Source organism: Paenibacillus polymyxa (assembly GCF_001719045.1).
Lineage (GTDB): Bacteria > Bacillota > Bacilli > Paenibacillales > Paenibacillaceae > Paenibacillus > Paenibacillus polymyxa_B.
Genome location: NZ_CP015423.1, coordinates 3,111,031 through 3,128,721 on the forward strand (window position 1 = coordinate 3,111,031; position 17,691 = coordinate 3,128,721).

Annotated in this window: 12 protein-coding genes; 4 read left to right on the forward strand and 8 right to left on the reverse strand. The window is 45.4% G+C overall.

What is annotated here, in order from left to right:
• Nucleotides 1–298 precede the first annotated feature (298 nt).
• Nucleotides 299–2,557 carry a glycoside hydrolase family 127 protein gene (locus tag AOU00_RS13905; RefSeq protein ID WP_081330711.1) on the reverse strand — a complete coding sequence of 753 codons (2,259 nt, stop codon included), beginning with the start codon at nucleotides 2,555–2,557 and terminating at the stop codon, nucleotides 299–301.
• A gap of 130 nt (nucleotides 2,558–2,687) precedes the next feature.
• On the opposite strand from AOU00_RS13905, the gene AOU00_RS13910 reads away from it, so the two are divergent.
• Together AOU00_RS13910 and AOU00_RS13915 are read left to right on the forward strand one after the other, a co-directional pair.
• Nucleotides 2,688–3,581, forward strand: coding sequence for an AraC family transcriptional regulator (locus AOU00_RS13910; RefSeq protein WP_069290824.1), 894 nt, complete (start codon nucleotides 2,688–2,690; stop codon nucleotides 3,579–3,581).
• 197 nt (nucleotides 3,582–3,778) lie between these two features.
• Nucleotides 3,779–4,717 carry a YwqG family protein gene (locus AOU00_RS13915; protein WP_069290825.1) on the forward strand — a complete coding sequence of 313 codons (939 nt, stop codon included), beginning with the start codon at nucleotides 3,779–3,781 and terminating at the stop codon, nucleotides 4,715–4,717.
• Nucleotides 4,718–4,788: 71 nt separating this feature from the next.
• Here the strand turns inward: AOU00_RS13915 and AOU00_RS13920 are convergent, their stop codons facing one another.
• Complete coding sequence (locus AOU00_RS13920) at nucleotides 4,789–5,652, reverse strand: LysR family transcriptional regulator (protein ID WP_069290826.1); 864 nt, start codon at nucleotides 5,650–5,652, stop codon at nucleotides 4,789–4,791.
• A gap of 225 nt (nucleotides 5,653–5,877) precedes the next feature.
• Between AOU00_RS13920 and AOU00_RS13925 the strand changes: the two genes are divergently transcribed.
• Complete coding sequence (locus AOU00_RS13925) at nucleotides 5,878–6,240, forward strand: cupin domain-containing protein (protein WP_013308297.1); 363 nt, start codon at nucleotides 5,878–5,880, stop codon at nucleotides 6,238–6,240.
• A 384-nt stretch (nucleotides 6,241–6,624) separates the two neighbouring features.
• Nucleotides 6,625–6,990, forward strand: a complete 366-nt coding sequence (locus AOU00_RS13930; protein ID WP_069290827.1) for a cupin domain-containing protein — start codon at nucleotides 6,625–6,627, stop codon at nucleotides 6,988–6,990.
• A gap of 625 nt (nucleotides 6,991–7,615) precedes the next feature.
• On the opposite strand, the gene AOU00_RS13940 is transcribed toward AOU00_RS13930, so the two are convergent.
• The 6 genes from AOU00_RS13940 to AOU00_RS13965 form a co-directional block, all read right to left on the reverse strand.
• Nucleotides 7,616–10,660 (reverse strand): beta-galactosidase, LacZ type, encoded by a 3,045-nt coding sequence (locus AOU00_RS13940; protein WP_069290829.1) that lies wholly within the window; start codon nucleotides 10,658–10,660, stop codon nucleotides 7,616–7,618.
• A gap of 52 nt (nucleotides 10,661–10,712) precedes the next feature.
• Nucleotides 10,713–11,537: a carbohydrate ABC transporter permease gene (locus AOU00_RS13945; RefSeq protein ID WP_069290830.1), complete on the reverse strand. Its 825-nt coding sequence runs from the start codon at nucleotides 11,535–11,537 to the stop codon at nucleotides 10,713–10,715.
• Nucleotides 11,534–12,430 (reverse strand): carbohydrate ABC transporter permease, encoded by an 897-nt coding sequence (locus AOU00_RS13950; RefSeq protein WP_069081021.1) that lies wholly within the window; start codon nucleotides 12,428–12,430, stop codon nucleotides 11,534–11,536. The genes AOU00_RS13945 and AOU00_RS13950 overlap by 4 nt, the downstream gene beginning before the upstream one ends.
• A gap of 101 nt (nucleotides 12,431–12,531) precedes the next feature.
• Nucleotides 12,532–13,821 (reverse strand): ABC transporter substrate-binding protein, encoded by a 1,290-nt coding sequence (locus AOU00_RS13955; protein WP_069290831.1) that lies wholly within the window; start codon nucleotides 13,819–13,821, stop codon nucleotides 12,532–12,534.
• Between the two features lie 409 nt (nucleotides 13,822–14,230).
• Nucleotides 14,231–16,045 carry a cache domain-containing sensor histidine kinase gene (locus tag AOU00_RS13960; RefSeq protein ID WP_069290832.1) on the reverse strand — a complete coding sequence of 605 codons (1,815 nt, stop codon included), beginning with the start codon at nucleotides 16,043–16,045 and terminating at the stop codon, nucleotides 14,231–14,233.
• 38 nt (nucleotides 16,046–16,083) lie between these two features.
• Nucleotides 16,084–17,643 carry a response regulator transcription factor gene (locus AOU00_RS13965; RefSeq protein WP_069290833.1) on the reverse strand — a complete coding sequence of 520 codons (1,560 nt, stop codon included), beginning with the start codon at nucleotides 17,641–17,643 and terminating at the stop codon, nucleotides 16,084–16,086.
• Nucleotides 17,644–17,691: the final 48 nt, after the last annotated feature.

Below are 17,691 nucleotides of genomic sequence, written 5' to 3' on the forward strand. Positions count from 1 at the left end.
GATGATTCGAAGGTATAAGGCGGTAAGCGGAACAAGCAGACAGCTTATAGGAGCGTCTGCTTGTTGTTATATAAGCTTACTTTAAAAAATGAACAATTAAAACAGAGTAGGCGGAATGGTGCTGTACAAGCGAAGTGGTCGCTTTCAAATCTTTCCGTAGGAAAGCTCGCTTCGGAAGCATCACCACCCCCGGATTTCCACCGATGAAGGGTTTTATTCCAGAAATCCGGGGGGTGGCGATGGGAAGCCCCATCCGACTGCGTAGTGGCGCTATAGTAGATTTATATAGATAATTTGATCATACAATAGAATGTCTGATTATCCGCAATCCGGCCACTTTCGCCACCTTACCTTGTGGATGGGCTTTGAATTGAATCGTCACTTCATTCTTGTGGTTTGTCACAGATAGAGGGAGCTCATAGGCGAACGTTTCGAATTTATTCATTTCCTCGGACTCCAGCTTGCCTTCCCCTAAAATCTGACCATCCGCAGTGATGTCAAAGTCACTATGGGGACGGCTCAAGTCCTTCAAATAAGTGACCGCCAATTGGACAGGCTCATCTGGAAGCACCTTCATGACAAAAGAGAACCAGCCCCCTGGCCAGGTATCGCGATATTTGCGGTTATAGATGGACCCCAGACCTACATGCTCGCCAGTAAAGGCATGATCCCGTTCAGGTTGCATTTCGGCAGGCTGCACAACGTCCACTGTAAGTCGTTCCAGCTCTAGCTGATACGCTAACGCGGTACGATATTCTGCCTCTGTTGCTACCCATTCCTCCTGGGAAAAGAGATCCCAATAGACGGTATATGAACGATCATACATCTGATAAAACGGATGAAGCTTCAAGTCTCCGATATAGCCTAAGTCGGTCATATGGAACGTATTAGGCTCGTTCCCGTCAGCAATCAGCTTCGTTGTCAGGGAATCGGCCGATCCGATCAGAACAGACGCAAGCAGACGTTCCTCGGTGGACTCCTGTTCAACAGGGCCAAGGTCTCCAGCCAGCACAAGCGGGCCGTACATAAAAGCAATTCGGCACGGATTATCAGGCATTTCCTCGACTCTCACGGTCATAGGAATGTCGTACTCGATCGTATCCCCATTGTTCCATTTCCGTTCAATTACAACGTAGCTGGTAGGACAAGCCTCTGTGACGTACTCTTCCCCGTTGATTTTAATTATCATCCCTTGCTCCGCCCAATGCGGGCATCTTAACTTGATCGCGAAGGATTTGGGCTCCTTGCTGATGACGCGTAGCGTTCCCCGTCCATTTTGCGGAAAGAGAGTGTCTTGTTTGAGCTGTACGCCCATCTCGTCCCATGTCACGGTAGAAGGGACATATTGATTGACATAGATCGTTTCTGGCGTGTGAAAATAAATCGCAGTGCCGTACATGGAGTGACTTTCCATACCGGACCCGACACAGCATGTAAAATCCTCATATTGAGAATTAAAGGACTTGTGTCCGCCCATTTCCAGCGATACAAAATAGCACACACGTCCATCTACAGGCTGCTGTGAAGCCAGGATATGATTGAACATCGCTCGTTCATAGTAGTCGGCATAGGCTGCATAGGCATCCCACTCGAACATATGTCTTGTTAATTTCAGCATATTGTAGGTGTTACAAGTTTCACAGGTACCTTCGCCCAAACGGTCATTCAGCTTCCCGGGTTCACCAAAATGTTCATTATAACTATTGCCGCCGATCACGTAGGAATGCTTGTGAACAACCCGATCCCAGAAAAAGCGAGACAGGTCCGCATATTGCGGTTTGCCCGTCATTTCAAATTGCCGTGCAGCGCCAATGATTTTGGGAATTTGCGTATTGGCATGTCGCCCTGCCAAGGTATCTTGGCTATCCGCGAGATCATTGAGCACCTCTCCGTGATAAAAGCGTTCCGCCAGGCTCAGAAAGCGTTCTTCTCCTGAATGTTCCGCCAGATCCGTCAGCACCTCGTTCATACCGCCAAACTCGCAATGCAGCACCTGCTGCACCTGATCATCGTCCAGCCCTTGAAGCACATCCTCCAGCCAGTTGCCGAGTTTGATTTCTATAGACAGGGCCTTGGGATGATGTGCCAGCAGATGTGCATCACGCAAGCCCGCAAAAAGTTTGTGCATGGTATATAGCGGCACCCAGCCGCCGTTTAGATCAAAGCCCTGGGAGCGAATATCTCCGGCTTTTACTTCCTCGAAAATCTCTTTCCCGCGTGGAATGCCGGAAATGTATCCGTTTCCATGACTGTCTTGGCATATTTCCAGTTCGTCGACCACATAGTTCACGCGTTCCAACAGTCTTTCGTCGCCTGTGGAGGCAAACATCAGCGCACAGCCGGACAGGTAGTGACCGAGTGTATGTCCGCTGATGCCACGCGCCTCCCAGCCTTCATAGTGAGCCGCTTTGGGCTTCAGTCCCGCATATTCACGAAAGCGCGATAATAAACGGTCGGGTTCCAAACTCAGCAGGTAGGCCGTATTCAGTTTCATCGCATGTAAAAGAGGGCCGGAATCAATTCTTACTTTATGCAAGTCAAAAGCTTTAGCTTTCAAAATCATCGCTCCTTAGCTAAGATAAAAGTGTATATTTCTCCACTACATTAGCATTGCAATCGCGGTATGTCAGTAGCTTAACCATACAATGGGTGGACAAATCCGAACATGAATTTAAAGAGGCGATAACATGACCTATCTGAAAGTAAATGTAGATGCTCCGATCCAACTGATCTCGGCAGGCGAGTTTGTTAACGAGGTACCTTGGAAGCATATGAGTCGTTCCATTGAGAATTTTGAGCTGATCCTGGGTGTCCAAGAGACGGTATATATACGGGAGGAACGGGAAGATTTTGAAGTAGGCGAGGGAGATATTCTATTGCTGTACCCCGGTCGTACGCATAAAGGATACCGGGAATCGTTGCCGGGCGTAAAATTTTATTGGTTCCATTTCGATGTTCCCACGACCCCGAATGTATTATCTAATGAGGAAATGAAGCAGGAAACAAGTGCTTTGGATGGACGTTTGCAGCGTCACGGTGTGATGCGGAATATCTATTTACCGCAATGTGTACAGGCAGATAACGGGGATCGGATTCATATTATTGTCAATCAGATTTTGCATGTAGCCAACTCACATTATCTTACGTATCACAGCGCAAATTATTTGTTCACCTCGCTACTGATCGAGATATCTGAACTGGCGCTCAGCCGCTTGCTTTCCAATCCTGTCAGTTCACAGGGGAATGTGAGTTTTAACAAAATTATTGAGTGGACCCGTATTCATGCCGAAGAGCCGCTGACCGTGACGGATTTAGCTCGAAAATTCAATTACAACAAGGATTATATCTCTCGTTTGTTCAAGCAAAATACAGGAATGCGCCCCTTGGAGTTCATACACAGTATTCGTATTAACAAAGCCAAAGAGTTGATTTCCCGTACAGATATGAGCATTAAACAGGTTGCCGAAGAGGCAGGATATAGCGATGAGAAGTATTTTATGCGTTTGTTCAAAAAGAGAGCCCATATGACTCCTTCCCAATACCGGAATGCCTATCACAAAACATTTATGAACAATGTCTAGTGCATTTCCGCTTGAATCGTAAATGAAGAGCTGGATGTATCCACCATTCACTTGCAGCGAAGATCGATGATTTGACTGAGGACTGACCAACCTGTCACCAGAGAAATAGCTTGTCAGACTGTAATTTGGTAATCTGATATAAGAGATCAAATGAGAGCAAGCAATACATAATACTTCAATGTAAAGGGGCGAGTGAGATGCTACAACCACCATTAAAGGATGAACTGACTCGAATACTGGAAGGGCATTCACTGGATGAAGATTTAAAAGAAGAGATTCATCAGGAAGCTGAAGTTGCTATACAATTTCATGTGGAGCATGAGGAAAACTACGAACACATTGGAAATAGTCGGATCGCCGGCTATCCAGACCTGCCACCCACAATAGAGTGGCCTTGTAATTCAGACGGGGAATATTATACATTTATTGCTCAAATTAATTTGGGCGAGCTACCTTTTTCACCATTTGAGGGATTGCCTCATCAGGGCATACTTTACTTTTTTCTTGGGCTGGATGAACCCGCCTATGATATTGACCATAAAATCTTTTACTATAACGGTGACAGCAGCGTTTTGCAGAAAACATTACCGCCCGCTGGGCGCGTAGAGGTGTTGGCGGAGCAACGGGGTTTCACCGCGTATGCAATTTCTTTTCATCCGATCCTGACGCTACCATCGGAGGGTGAGCTAGGAGATATTCTTGTAGATCAGTACGAAGAGCTTTATGAGCTTTTATATGAACATAGCGACACGGTGTGGGGGCAGCATCAATCTTTTGCCGGGAATACCCGGCGGGATGCTTATCTACGCCGAAACGGGCTGGAGGGTCTTCTGTTTAACTGGCATAAGAGTGAGAACCAGATTCATAAGGAAATCGAGCAAGCTATGCATAGGGGAAATACCGATTATGCGGAGCATTTACGGTCCGAAGTGCTGCCTCAGCTGCAAGAATATCAGACGAATCGGGAAAAGCACGATCAGGCTTCGGAAAATTGGCATGTTCTGCTCTCGGTATCTTCTTTGGACGAGGTCGGCATGTGCTGGTGGGACGCGGGGTATTTGGAGTTTTTTATAGATCAAAGAGACTTGAAGAACCTTGATTTCACGCGAACGTATGTCAATCTTGCTACGAGCTAGCTAAAGTTCTAGACTGGGAAAATAAAGTATTAAAGGGACGTTGCTTCATTAAGTTGGCAAATAGCAACAAATCACAGATTAGTTATGCCCACCAGCTCCATAAATCGTGAGAGAGCACTGGTCATGTATGAGTCACGACGCCTTATAAACACAGTGGGCACTGTTCTGTACGGTTCCGGTAATGGATGACAGTTAAGTCTTCCCTGCATCCGTGATTCAACCATAGATATTGGTAAGACGGTGACTCCTAACCCGTTTTCAACGCATTTAAGGACACCCTCTAGAGTGCCATATTCCATCACCTTCATAGGAGCATAGCCATTGTCCTCTAGCCATCGCTGCCAACGTCCCAAATAGATGCAATGCGCGAATGACGAAAGCAGTGGTTCATGTAAAATCAATTCTAATTGGAATGGTTCCGGAGAGTAGCTTGTAATCAAAACTAGAGATTCTTCAAAGACAGGGTATTCAACAATTTCCGGATGAAGAATTGGCCCATCCACAAATGCGCCGTCTACCTTATATTTGAGAATGGTACTAACCTGATCTACAGTAGGTGCCATATATAAGCTTAATTCTACTTGTGGAAATTTCTTGTGATATTGTGTAAAAATCAATGGCAATCGTGTAGAAGCAGTTGACTCCATAGCTCCAATGCGCAAAGTTCCCCGCGGGGCAGAAGAAAGCTTAACTGCCTCAATCGCTTCCTCGAAATCGTAAAGCAACTTGTTTACATGCGGCAACAGTTCACGTCCTGCAGGCGTTAAGGATACCTTCTTATGATATCGATATAACAGGGGAACGCCCAACTCTTGCTCAAGACGTTGTATTCGTGCAGTAACATTGGACTGTACATAATTCAATTTCTCAGCAGCTTTTGTAATGCTTTGTTCAATTGCTACTGCCTTAAACACCTCCAAAGATCTAATGTCCAAAACAACTCTCTCCTTTTTGCATCACAAAATGTGATTATCTATACACTATTTTTTAATTTTACGTGATGCATCGCAGTATGTAAACTTAGTGAATAAGAGGGATTTACACCAAAACCAAGTGATTGAGTACCTCGTTATCTGATGATGAGGAGGAGAATGGGGGAAAAGGAGATTCTAGCCGGGGCAAAATGCAGTACACGTTACCAATAATGAGGAGGGAATCTCATGATTTCGAAGGTCAATGTACAAGATAAATTTTTGCAAATAATTGATTATTGGAATCCCAGAATAGGTGGAGAGTTGAACGATTCATACGTAAAAATGGCAAAGATCAAGGGTGAATTCATTTGGCATCACCATGATCACGAGGACGAAATGTTCTTCGTATGGAAAGGGAGACTACTAATCCGTTTGAGAGACGGTGAAATAGCTGTTAACGAAGGGGAGTTTGTTATTATACCTAAAGGGGTTGAACATCAGCCAATTGCTGAAGAAGAGGTCCATTTACTATTAATCGAACCAAAAACTACTCTAAACACGGGAAATGTGGTAAATGAACGAACCGTTTCGATTCCTCAACGAATTTGATGAAACGCTAGTTGAACAAATAGTCAAAACCTCCTAATAGAAGCAAAACTAGAATTAATTGCCCAAGTAGGAGGCTTATTATGATTTTAAGCGAACTTTGGCGTCATTATGAAGCGGATAAGCGAAATTCCTAAGTTCTTGATGGAGGAAGATGTAATTCATCTGATGACCTCTTGTCAGATACTAAGAGAAAGAGCTTTACTTGAGTTTCTCTACAGCACAGGCTGCCGAATTGGAGAGGTCGAACTGTATCGTCGATTTTTTTAGTATGTTAGCGGCTGATCCTCCTTTAGAGATCCGCCGCATTCAACTAAAGGGCAGGATAGTTAACAACGAACCAAGTTAATAATATGGTATATTGAACAATAAAAAGGAGGGATTAGTATTAATTACCAATCTATTAATCTGAATGAGAAGTTATCTAAGTTTAATGAGCATTGGTCTCCGAAAGTCATTGGTGAAATGAATGACTATCAATTTAAATTGGTCAAGATAGATGGGGATTTTGTATGGCACGATCATCAAGATACCGACGAGGTGTTTATCGTGCTCGAAGGGGAGATGTTCATCGATTTCCGAGATGGCCAAGTAAAGATTTCCCAAGGGGAGATGTTTATTGTACCAAGGAGTGTCGAACACAAAACTTTCGCTAACCAGGAGTGTCATATCATGTTGGTAGAGCCCAGGGGCGTAGTAAACACTGGCGAGACTGAGTCAGAATTAACAGCAGTCAATGATATTTGGATCTAATGCATTTAGCTTCAGTTCGATTACATCGTTAAAGTAACGGGACACGTTAACTAAACATTAAGGGGTAGTATGCCATTTGGCAGCTGCTCCTTTTTCATTAAATCAACGGGTAGGGGGTTAGAATTAATGACCGATATAGGAGTGGTTATTATGAAACGTGGGGGAGTAAAAATGCCAAATAGTATGTGTTTAGGGTGTCAATTTGCAAATAAAATAATTGAAACGAACACTGTTTATGAGAACGATTACGTTGCTTGCATTCTGGATATCGCACCATTAAATGAGGGCATGTTCTCATACTTCCTAAAAAACATTACCACGGAGTCGGTGACTTGGACGAAATTACTATGATTCTGATAGTTTTGCTTGGGTGGAACCCTCCGACACCACGAATGCAAAGGGGCGTTTGAACGAAACCAGAGAAAAGTTGGTGAAATGAATAAACTAGCTGTAATTGCGCTATCGGGAAATGTTAGTTCAATAGAACAACGACAATCTAGGACTTTATTTTCTGCTGACAGTATGATTGGAATGATAAAATGCTAAAGCCCTTCCGGCTTTCCATGAGGGAAGCAGCGGAAGGGCTTTTGTTATATCTACTTGTCTATACAGTGAGCGTGCTTATTTATACCCGTTGAATGGTAAATTCGAATTCCAGCTTTTGATCGGCTGCGATTTGGTATTCTTCATGTACGGGAGCTCCCCAGCTGTCGTCGCCGCCTACACCCATTTGCTTGCCAGCTACGGTGACAACGGTGTAATACACGTTGGGCAGCTCATACAGATGGTAGGCACTTTCCAGCTCAAATGCTGTATACGGCGAAATATTGCATTCCACCGGTGCGGTAGCAGGTGCAGTAATGCGTATACCTCGCTGAGAATCGTCGGTAATATCAACACGGCGCACGCCTGTACGGTTGCCGGATTCCTGTGGTACAACATACCCGGACACGTTATCCGCAGCTTCGTTGTGGAATACGCCTAGTCTTGCTCCAAAGGCACGGTCGATGTAATTCTCTTCCGGTCCCATCGCGTACCAGTCCAGATGGCGATAGTCCGCCGGAACCTTGAACGAAAGGGCAAAGATCGGTAGGTTAGGCAGTCCTGATACACCTTCATAGGTGGATTTTACGTTTAGGCTACCGTCGGCGAAGACGGTGTAGACTACCGTTACCTGTGCGTCTGCCTGAATGCTCAGCGTGTAGCGGAATGTAACGGTTACACGGTCTCTTTGTTCTTCCGTGACCTCGATGCCCACGCATTTACGTGTCAGACTTGCAGCGAACCAGCCACCGGCTTCAAAGCCTAGTGCGGTTCCCCGATCATTGTCTGTGGTCGCCCGCCAGAACAATGGAGCAGGAGGCATGGCGATCATCTCACGTCCGGCGTAGCGAAGTGAAGTCAGGCTACCTGCCCCTTTGGAGAACATCATACTGAAATCTGCACCGTGAACGCCAATGTTAACATCACCATGCACCACTCGTAAGGCACCGCCCGTAGGGATCTTCAGTGGATTTGGATTTTCCACGATGAAAATATGTTGTCCGAAGGCCACTTCGTGTCCAGCCTCAGCCCAGAGCGTCGCTTCCTTCAAAACTAGAGCGGTGTGAATAACGTACTCACCAGGCTTTCCATCCGTATTAGGGAACGTTAGTGGAATATAGGCTTCGGTCTGAGCCGCTACATCTACATGAATGGCATTACGTGCGATTTCTTGGCCTTCATGCAGCAGGCTATATACTAACTCATAGTCGCCTGTTCCCTCGAACAGGTTTTCATTGCGCAGGGTTACACCGCTGCGATCCGGGGTGAGCTTCAGATTTTGATACAGGAATTTGACCTCCTGCATCTTCGGCGAAACCTTCCGGTCTGCATAGACAATTCCGTCCGTACAGAAGCCATAGTCTGTGGCACGGTCGTCAAAGTCGCCGCCGATCGCGAGGTACTCGCATCCGTAGCGATCTTTTTTCATAACAGCCTGATCAATATAATCCCAAATAAAACCGCCCTGATACAGCTCGTATTTGTTCTCCAGCTCTGTATACTTGTGCATGCCGCCTACGGAATTACCCATCGCATGCATGTATTCGCAACTGATATACGGCTTTTGCGGATTGTCGTTCAGATATTGCTCGATATCTGCGGGTTTGGCGTACATCCGGCTCTCCATATCGCTGGTATCATCGTACGTACGGTTGTGAAACACGCCTTCGTAGTGCACCAAACGGCTCGGGTCGGTGGACCGGAAATAGTTGGCGACATTGCGCAGCACTTCACCTGCATACGACTCATTGCCGCAGGACCAGATTAGAATGGATGCATGGTTTTTGTCCCGTTCCAGCATGGAAATGGCGCGATCCATGACGATATCCTGCCACTCAGACAGATTGGCGGGAATATTCCACGATGGCTCGACGGCGCCGAGTTTTTGCCAGGAACCGTGTGTTTCCAAGTTCATTTCATCAATTACATAGACTCCGTACTCATCGCATAGCTCATACCAAAGAGTCTGATTTGGATAATGAGAGGTGCGAACAGCGTTCATATTGTTCTGCTTGAGCGTCCGGATATCCCACAGCATATCTTCACGAGAAATCGCACGTCCGGTGCGAGCGTTAAATTCATGGCGGTTCACACCTTTAAAGACGATGCGTTTGCCGTTCAAATGCATGACCTTGTTGATCAACTCAAATTTACGGAAGCCAATTTTTTGTGGAATGACTTCCACGAGCGATCCACTGGCATCATAAATTTGAATAAACAACGTGTACAAATAGGGTTTCTCGGCACTCCAACGCTGCACTTGCTCCAAGGTAGCTGACAGCGAAGCTGTGCCATCAGTAAAGTCAGCTTTTAAAGAAGCTACAACATGGCCGGCAGCATCTTTCACATCGACAGTTGCATAGGCCGTTGCCGGCTTTTCCAAGGTCAATTTCAGTTTCAGAAGACCCTGCGTGTAGGAAGCATCCAGATCTGCCTTGGCATGCAGGTCACGTACGTGAACCGTAGGGATGGTATAGAGATATACGTCTCTGAAAATACCGGAAAAACGCCAAAAGTCCTGATCCTCCAGCCACGCTCCCGTACTTCTTTGATATACCTCAACCGCGAGCTTGTTTTCGCCTGCTTGCAGGAACGGTGTCAGTTCAAAATCAGACGGTGTAAAGCTGTCCTCGCTGTAACCGACAAATTGTCCGTTCAGCCATACATAGAAAGCCGACTCAACGCCTTGGAAAGAAATGAACACAGGCTGCGCGTCGGAAGCCATATTTTCCGGCAAAACAAAGCTTTTGATATAGCTCCCGACTGGGTTGTGATCCTCCGGAATATGGGGTGGGCGAACGTCCGAATGTCCGTCCCACGGATACATCGTATTCACGTACTGCATTTGGCCAAAGCCTTGCGTCTGAATGTGACCCGGCACCTGAATATCGCTCCAGCCGCCGTACTCAAAGCCTGGGGTATAGAATTTTACCGGACGGCTGGCTGGATTCGTTGCATAGTTAAACTTCCAGCTCCCATTCAGGCTATGACGCCAAGCCATATCAGCTTGCTGCTCCGCTTCCTGAAGCGTAGCGTAATATTTGTGATCGGAATAGGCGGGCAGCCGATGTACAGCAAATTTGGTTACGTCGGTCAGCCAGTCCAGACTAGGGGGATGGATGGTCAAGGCGAACACTCCTTATTTTTAAAATGAAATGAAGAACGTACACAGAAATCTGTTATTTTACCGAACCCACCATGCCCGCTACAAAGTGTTTCTGCATCAGGAAGAATACCAGTGCAGTCGGCAGTGTGGACAGGACAATGGCGATCATGATGACACCGTAATCCGGTGCATAGCTGGAGCCGAGGTTCGAGATCAACAGCGGAATCGTTTGATTCTCCGGCGTTTGCAGCACAATCAGAGGCCAGAGGTAGTTGTTCCAGCTGGACATGAATGTGATGATCGCGGCAGCGGCATAGGTTGTTTTCATCGTAGGCATATACACCCGGAAGAACAGACCCAGCTCGGATAATCCATCCATACGACCTGCTTCCAGTAGATCCTTTGGAAACATCTTGGTGCTTTGACGGAAAAAGAAGATCAGGAACGCCGTAGTTACGGTCGGAATGACGACAGAAGAGAGTGTATCAATACCGATCCACGGTATGACATTAGAAATGCTGCCGAACATCCGGTAGAGCGGGATCATGATCGCCGCAAACGGAATCATCATAGACATCAGCAGGATATTGAAGACAACGTCTTTCGCTTTACTTCTGTAAATTTCAAAGCCATAACCGGCCAGTGATGCGATTAGCATAGCCAGCAGCGTAGTTGAGATAGAGACTTTTGCAGAGTTACTTAGTGCGGTAACGATGTCTACTTTTTCAAGCAAATTGTGCATGTTATCCATCAGATGGGAGCCAGGCAGAAGCTTGCCTTTGGTCACATCGACCGACAGGTTCGTGGAGCTGGATATCATCCAGAGGAACGGGAAAATCGAAACGAACGACACAATGATCAGAAAGGCGTACGTAAATGCTCTTTTTGTTTTCATCATTTTTTCTCACCTGCCACTTTGAACTGGATAATCGACAAGATAATGATCATAATGACGATGGAATAAGATACGGTCGCCGCATAACCAAAGTCGGATGAATACTTGAAGGACAGATTGTAAATATATTGCGAAATTGAAGATGTCGCGTTCCCTGGCCCACCTTTGGTAATATTCATAATTTCATCGAAGAGTTGGAGTGTACCAATCGTTGATGTAATCGAAGTGAACAGGATAATCGGCTTAAGCAGTGGAACCGTAATGCTGAAAAACTGTCGGATCGGGGAAGCTCCGTCAATACGGGCCGCTTCGTAGATAGAATTGTCAATGTTCTGAAGACCGGACAGGTAAAAGATCATATTATAACCAGTCCAGCGCCATGTGATCGCGATAATAATCGTAACCTTGGCCCAGAAAGGATCTGTAATCCATTGGATGGGCGTGCCAATCACGTGCAGATTCAGCAATAAGGAGTTTACCAGACCGTCGGACGAGAACAGGTACTTGAAGACAACCGAGTATGCTACAAGGGATGTGATACACGGCAAGAAGATAGCTGTGCGGAAAAAGCCCTTGAATTTCAGGTTTTTATCGTTCAACAATACCGAAATGAACAGAGCCAGAATGACCATCAAAGGTACCTGGAAAATTAAATAGATAAACGTATTCTTCACGGCGGTTATAAACATTTTATCGGTGAACAATCGCTTGTAGTTATCAATGCCGTTAAAGCTCAGATTAGACCCTGTACCTGTCTTAAAGGACAAGATAAGCGCCTGAATCATCGGATAGAAATAAAAAGCGGCAATCATGATCACTGCGATGGATATGAACAACCATCCTGTCATACCTGCTTTGAGACGTGTTGTAGTTATTTTGGGCGCGGCTGTCTTCATACCATGTCAACTCCCTGTGCAGCAATAAAACCTTGAACTCGCAAGCCCAAGGTTTTAAGTGCTTATCGTTTTATTGTTTAGCCTTGGCTAGATGGACTGTCTTATTTAAGCTGTGCTTCCGCCTGTCCTTGAGCATCTTTCAGAACTGCGTCTACATCTTTTCCGTTCAGATAGTTTTGAATTTCAACGGTCATGATATCCTCAATGGCATACGTGTGCAGGCCATAATTGACTTTTGGAACTTGTTTAGTCCATTCTGCAAATTTCTTGTATACTTTGTCCCCACCGAAGTACGGATCTTCTACGTCATAAGCTTTACCACTGGAAGCTGCGTTCAATGAACCAACAATTCCAATTTTGCTCAGCATATCTTGATACAGCTCTGGATCTGTTCCGAATGTCTCTTTCAGGAAATCAGCAGCGGTATCTTGACCGTCCGAGTTAAGAACATACCAGGAGCTGCCGCCAAGGCTGGAAGCATTCACGGATTCAGGTATATTTTTCAGCTTAGGGAAAGGAACAACGGCCCATTTACCTGATTGCGAAGCTTCTGCTTTGATCGAAGGTGTAATCCAGTTACCTGTAGGTACGGAAGCAACTGCACCGCTGTTGAATGCGGCCAGGAACTGACTCCAGTCGGCATTCATTTTAACAATATTAGCGTCGAACAAGGATTTGTACGTCAAGAGCGCTTCTTTCAGAGCTGGATTACCAGCCAGGTTTGGTGTTTTACCGTCTTCTTTCAGGTACCATGAACCTGCGGCTTGGATCATACCACGGATCAGACCGAGGTCATTCGGATCTTGAGTCAGCATTTCTTTGCCTGTTTTTTGTTTTACGGCTTTACCAATTTCAATAAATTTATCCCAATCAATATTGGTCAGGTCTGCTACTTTGTAGCCGGCTTGTTCCAAATAATCCGTTCTTACATACAGTCCCATAACACCGGAGTCGAATGGAACACCGTATTGCTTGCCGTTGTAGCTAGTCGGTCCGATTTTATAATCAGCGAAGTCGGATGCTTTGATCGTGCTGCTCATATCATGGAAAGAATCGGGATAGGCTTGCAGGAAGTTCTGTGCCCGATAATCCTCAATCAGAACCACGTTCGGCAGTCCTTTGGTAGAACCAGAGTTAAGACCGGCATTCATTTTTTGTACGATATCGTTTTGAGCATATTCAACAATGTTTACGGTTACATCTGGATGTTTGGCAACGTAGCGATCTTTTGCCAGCTTCAGAGCTGCGATATTAAAGTTCGGGTCCCAAGCCCAGACGGTGATTTCTTTTTTACCTGAATCTGTGGTAGTAGCTACTTTCTCGGAATTGCTGGAGCACGCGGATAGCAAGATCAAGCTTGCAATCAGCAGAAGGAAAGTCATTTTTTTCATTTTGTTCAACCCCTACTCTTTTTTTATATGTTGCTTGCTAGTTCTAAATCTCTTAAATGAAAGCGGTTACCTTGTTTATAAATCTAGTGTACCATCCATACTTTGTCGGCGTTAGGAATATCTTTATACGGATTGGTGTTATTATTATGATTTATCAAAAAAGGCACCGCTTACATTTGTATTTTGTTTTGGTTTAGGTACTTTTTTTAGGTTGAACTAAAGTTGTTCACGAAGCGCCACTGCGCGGCCGGATGGTGCTTCCCATCGCTGTTGTATCCAGATTTCTTTTCTTTATTCAAATTATATAAGGTTGAAATCTGGATACAAAGGCGACCGCTACGCTTGTACAGCACCATTCCGCCCACTCCGTTCTTGTTCCACCTTCTTTGTTTAGTTCAGCCTATATTTTTTATGGGATAGGAGGGGCGGGTTTTACGATCAATGGCAGGGTCATTCTGACTTTGGTGCCCTCGCCTTTTTTACTGGAGATGGTCACGCCGTATTCTTCTCCATATAAAAGGGTAATGCGGTTGTGCACATTCTGGATGCCGATGCCTGTGAACAGTTGGCGCTTGCTCTTGGGATTCGGCAGTCCGTCCTGCGCCGTATGCCCGTCCAATTCCATACCGTCTCCATCATCGACCACCTCACAGATCAATGTATCCTCCGTTTTGGACACCAATATATAGATGTGGCCTACATTTTTTTCATTAAACGCATGGAAAAAAGAGTTTTCGATAAAAGGCTGAATGATGAGCTTGGGCACATGGTACTCCAGACAATCGGGTGATACAAAATAATTCACTTGTACCCGCTGCCCGTAGCGTACATGGTTAATGAACACATAATTTTGCATGTTGGCCATTTCCTGCTCGATGGTGATCGTTTCACTCACATTGCTGATTGTATTTTGCAGTAAGGAAATGAGTGCATTGATCGTCTCGGCGGCTGTTTCCTTGTTTCCTTTGAGCACCAGCATTTTGATCGAAGCCAGAGTATTGTACAGAAAATGCGGATTGATCTGCCGTTGTAGTGCTGCAAGCTCTGCGTTCCGTTGACCCTTTTGTGTCTCTAAAAGCTTACGGATATAGTCATTTAGTTCATCCAGCATATAGTTGTAAGCATGACTTAATTGTCTAACCTCATAGCTGCCCGTTACCGGGATATAATTATCAAAATTCTTCTCGCGTATGGTCGACATTTGCTTCACCAGTCGAGTCAGCGAACGAATCAGTCGACGGGATATCAGAAAAACGATCACCAAAGCAATCAGTACGATGGCAATGCAGATCCATACAACGGATTTAACGTCTATAATTTGCCCAATGGCGGCTTGTCTGTCAATCATGTTCACCAGATAAAAATCAAATGAAGGGATATAGTTGGAAAGGAGGATACTCTCCTTATTCATCACATCCGCATTAATGTAGTTAAGTCCCTGTTCGTTGATTTTTGTGGCATAGCCTAGCAGCTCACTGGAGCGTTGTCCGATCAGATCCTGGCGGTTGCTCGATACAATCAGTCCCGACTTGTCCAAAATAAGCACATCATTGCCGTTGCTCGTGAAATTGTTATAGAAACGGCGAAATTCAGGCTCTCGGATAGCGATGTAGATCATGCCGTACAGGGTGCCGCTGGTCCGCTCCATAAATGGTTTGGAGGCGATGATATAGGGTGTTGGCTTTTGCGGGGTACTATTCATTTGTTGCTGCAACAATTCAGTATCCAATTGATACATAAGCTGTGCCGGTCGTGCTACACTTCGGGCTGTAATAGCACTGCTCTTAAGCTCTTCCGCAGTTACAGGCCAATAGGACGAGTCGGAGTAAAAGCTCCGGCCGTTCAGACCTGTTACAGCGACACCGACATCATAGGCATCGACGTTCGATTTAATTTGCTTCATTTGCTGTGCCATTCCGAAGTAAATCCTCGCCGAGTTAATCGAGTCGGATTGACCGCCAGTCAGATAGTTCTTGACCGTTCCATTTTCCGAAGCATGGGTTACGGCATTCACGATAGAATCATTGAAGGATTCAAAGCTGGATTGAATCTGGCTGAGTACCTTGGCATTTGTAATACTGAATGTCTCAGCAAAAAGTCGTTCAGACATCCGAATCGTCACCAAAGAGGTCAGCAAGGACACCGCAGTGATGCTGACCACCATAACAATAAAGATTTTGAAGAACAGACCTTGATATTTGATCTTATGGATATATCTTTTCATATTCAATCTCTTTTCTACTGGCAGATGTGGCTTACTCTCTAATAGAGATGCTCCCGGCGGTACTGACTGGGCGAGTAACCCTTCACTTTTTTGAACACTTTGGTAAAATAGCTGGGGTCCGAATAGCCTACCGTGCTGCTAATATCCGAAATGGACATCGTCCCCGACCGTAGTAACTCCGCGGCTTTTTCAACCCGAATTTTGTTGAGATACTCGCTAAAGCCTTCTGTATGGTGTGCCGTAAAATAACTGGACAAGTAGGAAGGGTTAAAGTGAAAATATTGCCCAAGTGTCGTCAAATTGAGTGTTTCAGCATGATGCTCCTCAATATACTCCAGCAGTTTTTTCATGCTTGCGCTACTTCCTTGCTGTGTTTTAGCCATGATCTGCCTGTTCGCTTCCTCCAAAAAAGTCTCCAGAAGGCGCACGGCTTCATGTACATGAGGGGCGTCATTAATTGTTTTGAAATAGGAATATTTCGCCGCATCCAGCTCCTTCATATCATACCCCTGATTCCCGAGCAAAATCGTAATGTTGAACACGATATTTCCGAGAAGCGATTTGAATTCAAAAGCGGTAGAGGTATAGTTACCGGACATGGCGGCTACATAGGATCTCAAATCCTGAAAAGCTGTATCAAAATGCTCACGCTTCATCTCTTCTGTAAATTGTTTTAAGTTGAACGAGCTGTTCACCTGTACAGGCGGAGGGAGTTCGTCTTCTATTAGCAGCGCTGTTCCTGGAAAATAAAAGCGGTAACTCAGCAGTTTTGGCAGTTCATTCTGATAGACGTCACTAATCTGATTGAAGTCATCAAATAAATGGCTAACTGCCCAGCCTGTCTGTGGATCGACCCGCTTTGTCTCCTGAGCAACTTCCCTAACCGCAGCCATCCAGGCGTCTACTTCCCGTGGATCAAGATTGGCTAAAAACATAGCCGCATAGACATCAGATGGCAGTTGTCGCAGTACGATGTACTCACAGGCAGAGGATACTCGATCCGTAAGCTTGGAAAATAGGTCCGAGGCAGAGATGGAGCGCCCTTTATCCTGCTGTTCCAGCTGTTCTATACCTATGAGTGCAAAACGAGCATAAGGAAATGCTTGCTTTAGCAGCTCGGCGTCATAGTCCATGCTATACCCGGAGATCAGCTTTTCGATCACATGATCTATCGTAATTTGACTATTCCCGGCATCTGCTTGATATTGAATGGATGGAATTTTGCGAGCGGTTCTCTGGAGTACCTGGAGCAGCTCATCCGTGTCTAGCTTGGGCTTTAAAATATAGTCAGCAACCCCTTGCTGAAAGGTGGATCGCACGTAATTAAACTCGCCGTAACTGCTAAGTACAATGACTTCGATATCTGGATAGTTCTGTCTGACTATGCGCGTCAGCTCCTCGCCATCCATGATCGGCATTACAATATCTGTAATGACTATATGAGGGCGCAAGGTTTCAATTAGCTCCAATGCTTCTTTACCGTTAGAAGCTTCACCTACAATTCGAAATCCATGCTGTTCCCACGACAAGTGGTGTTTAATCCCTTGCCGTACCAATATCTCATCATCCACAATCAAAATGTTGCATAGCTCATTCATGGCAGCACTCTCCGTAATTATACCTATTCGAGGATTTTGCAAAAATCC

What these genes read in the sequence shown, in the direction of transcription:
- AOU00_RS13910 (WP_069290824.1), top strand. Translation starts at nt 2,688, where the DNA reads ATGACCTATCTGAAAGTAAATGTAGATGCTCCGATCCAACTGATCTCG.
- AOU00_RS13915 (WP_069290825.1), top strand. Translation starts at nt 3,779, where the DNA reads ATGCTACAACCACCATTAAAGGATGAACTGACTCGAATACTGGAAGGG.
- AOU00_RS13925 (WP_013308297.1), top strand. Translation starts at nt 5,878, where the DNA reads ATGATTTCGAAGGTCAATGTACAAGATAAATTTTTGCAAATAATTGAT.
- AOU00_RS13945 (WP_069290830.1), bottom strand. Translation starts at nt 11,537, where the DNA reads ATGATGAAAACAAAAAGAGCATTTACGTACGCCTTTCTGATCATTGTG.
- AOU00_RS13950 (WP_069081021.1), bottom strand. Translation starts at nt 12,430, where the DNA reads ATGAAGACAGCCGCGCCCAAAATAACTACAACACGTCTCAAAGCAGGT.
- AOU00_RS13955 (WP_069290831.1), bottom strand. Translation starts at nt 13,821, where the DNA reads ATGAAAAAAATGACTTTCCTTCTGCTGATTGCAAGCTTGATCTTGCTA.
- AOU00_RS13960 (WP_069290832.1), bottom strand. Translation starts at nt 16,045, where the DNA reads ATGAAAAGATATATCCATAAGATCAAATATCAAGGTCTGTTCTTCAAA.
- AOU00_RS13965 (WP_069290833.1), bottom strand. Translation starts at nt 17,643, where the DNA reads ATGAATGAGCTATGCAACATTTTGATTGTGGATGATGAGATATTGGTA.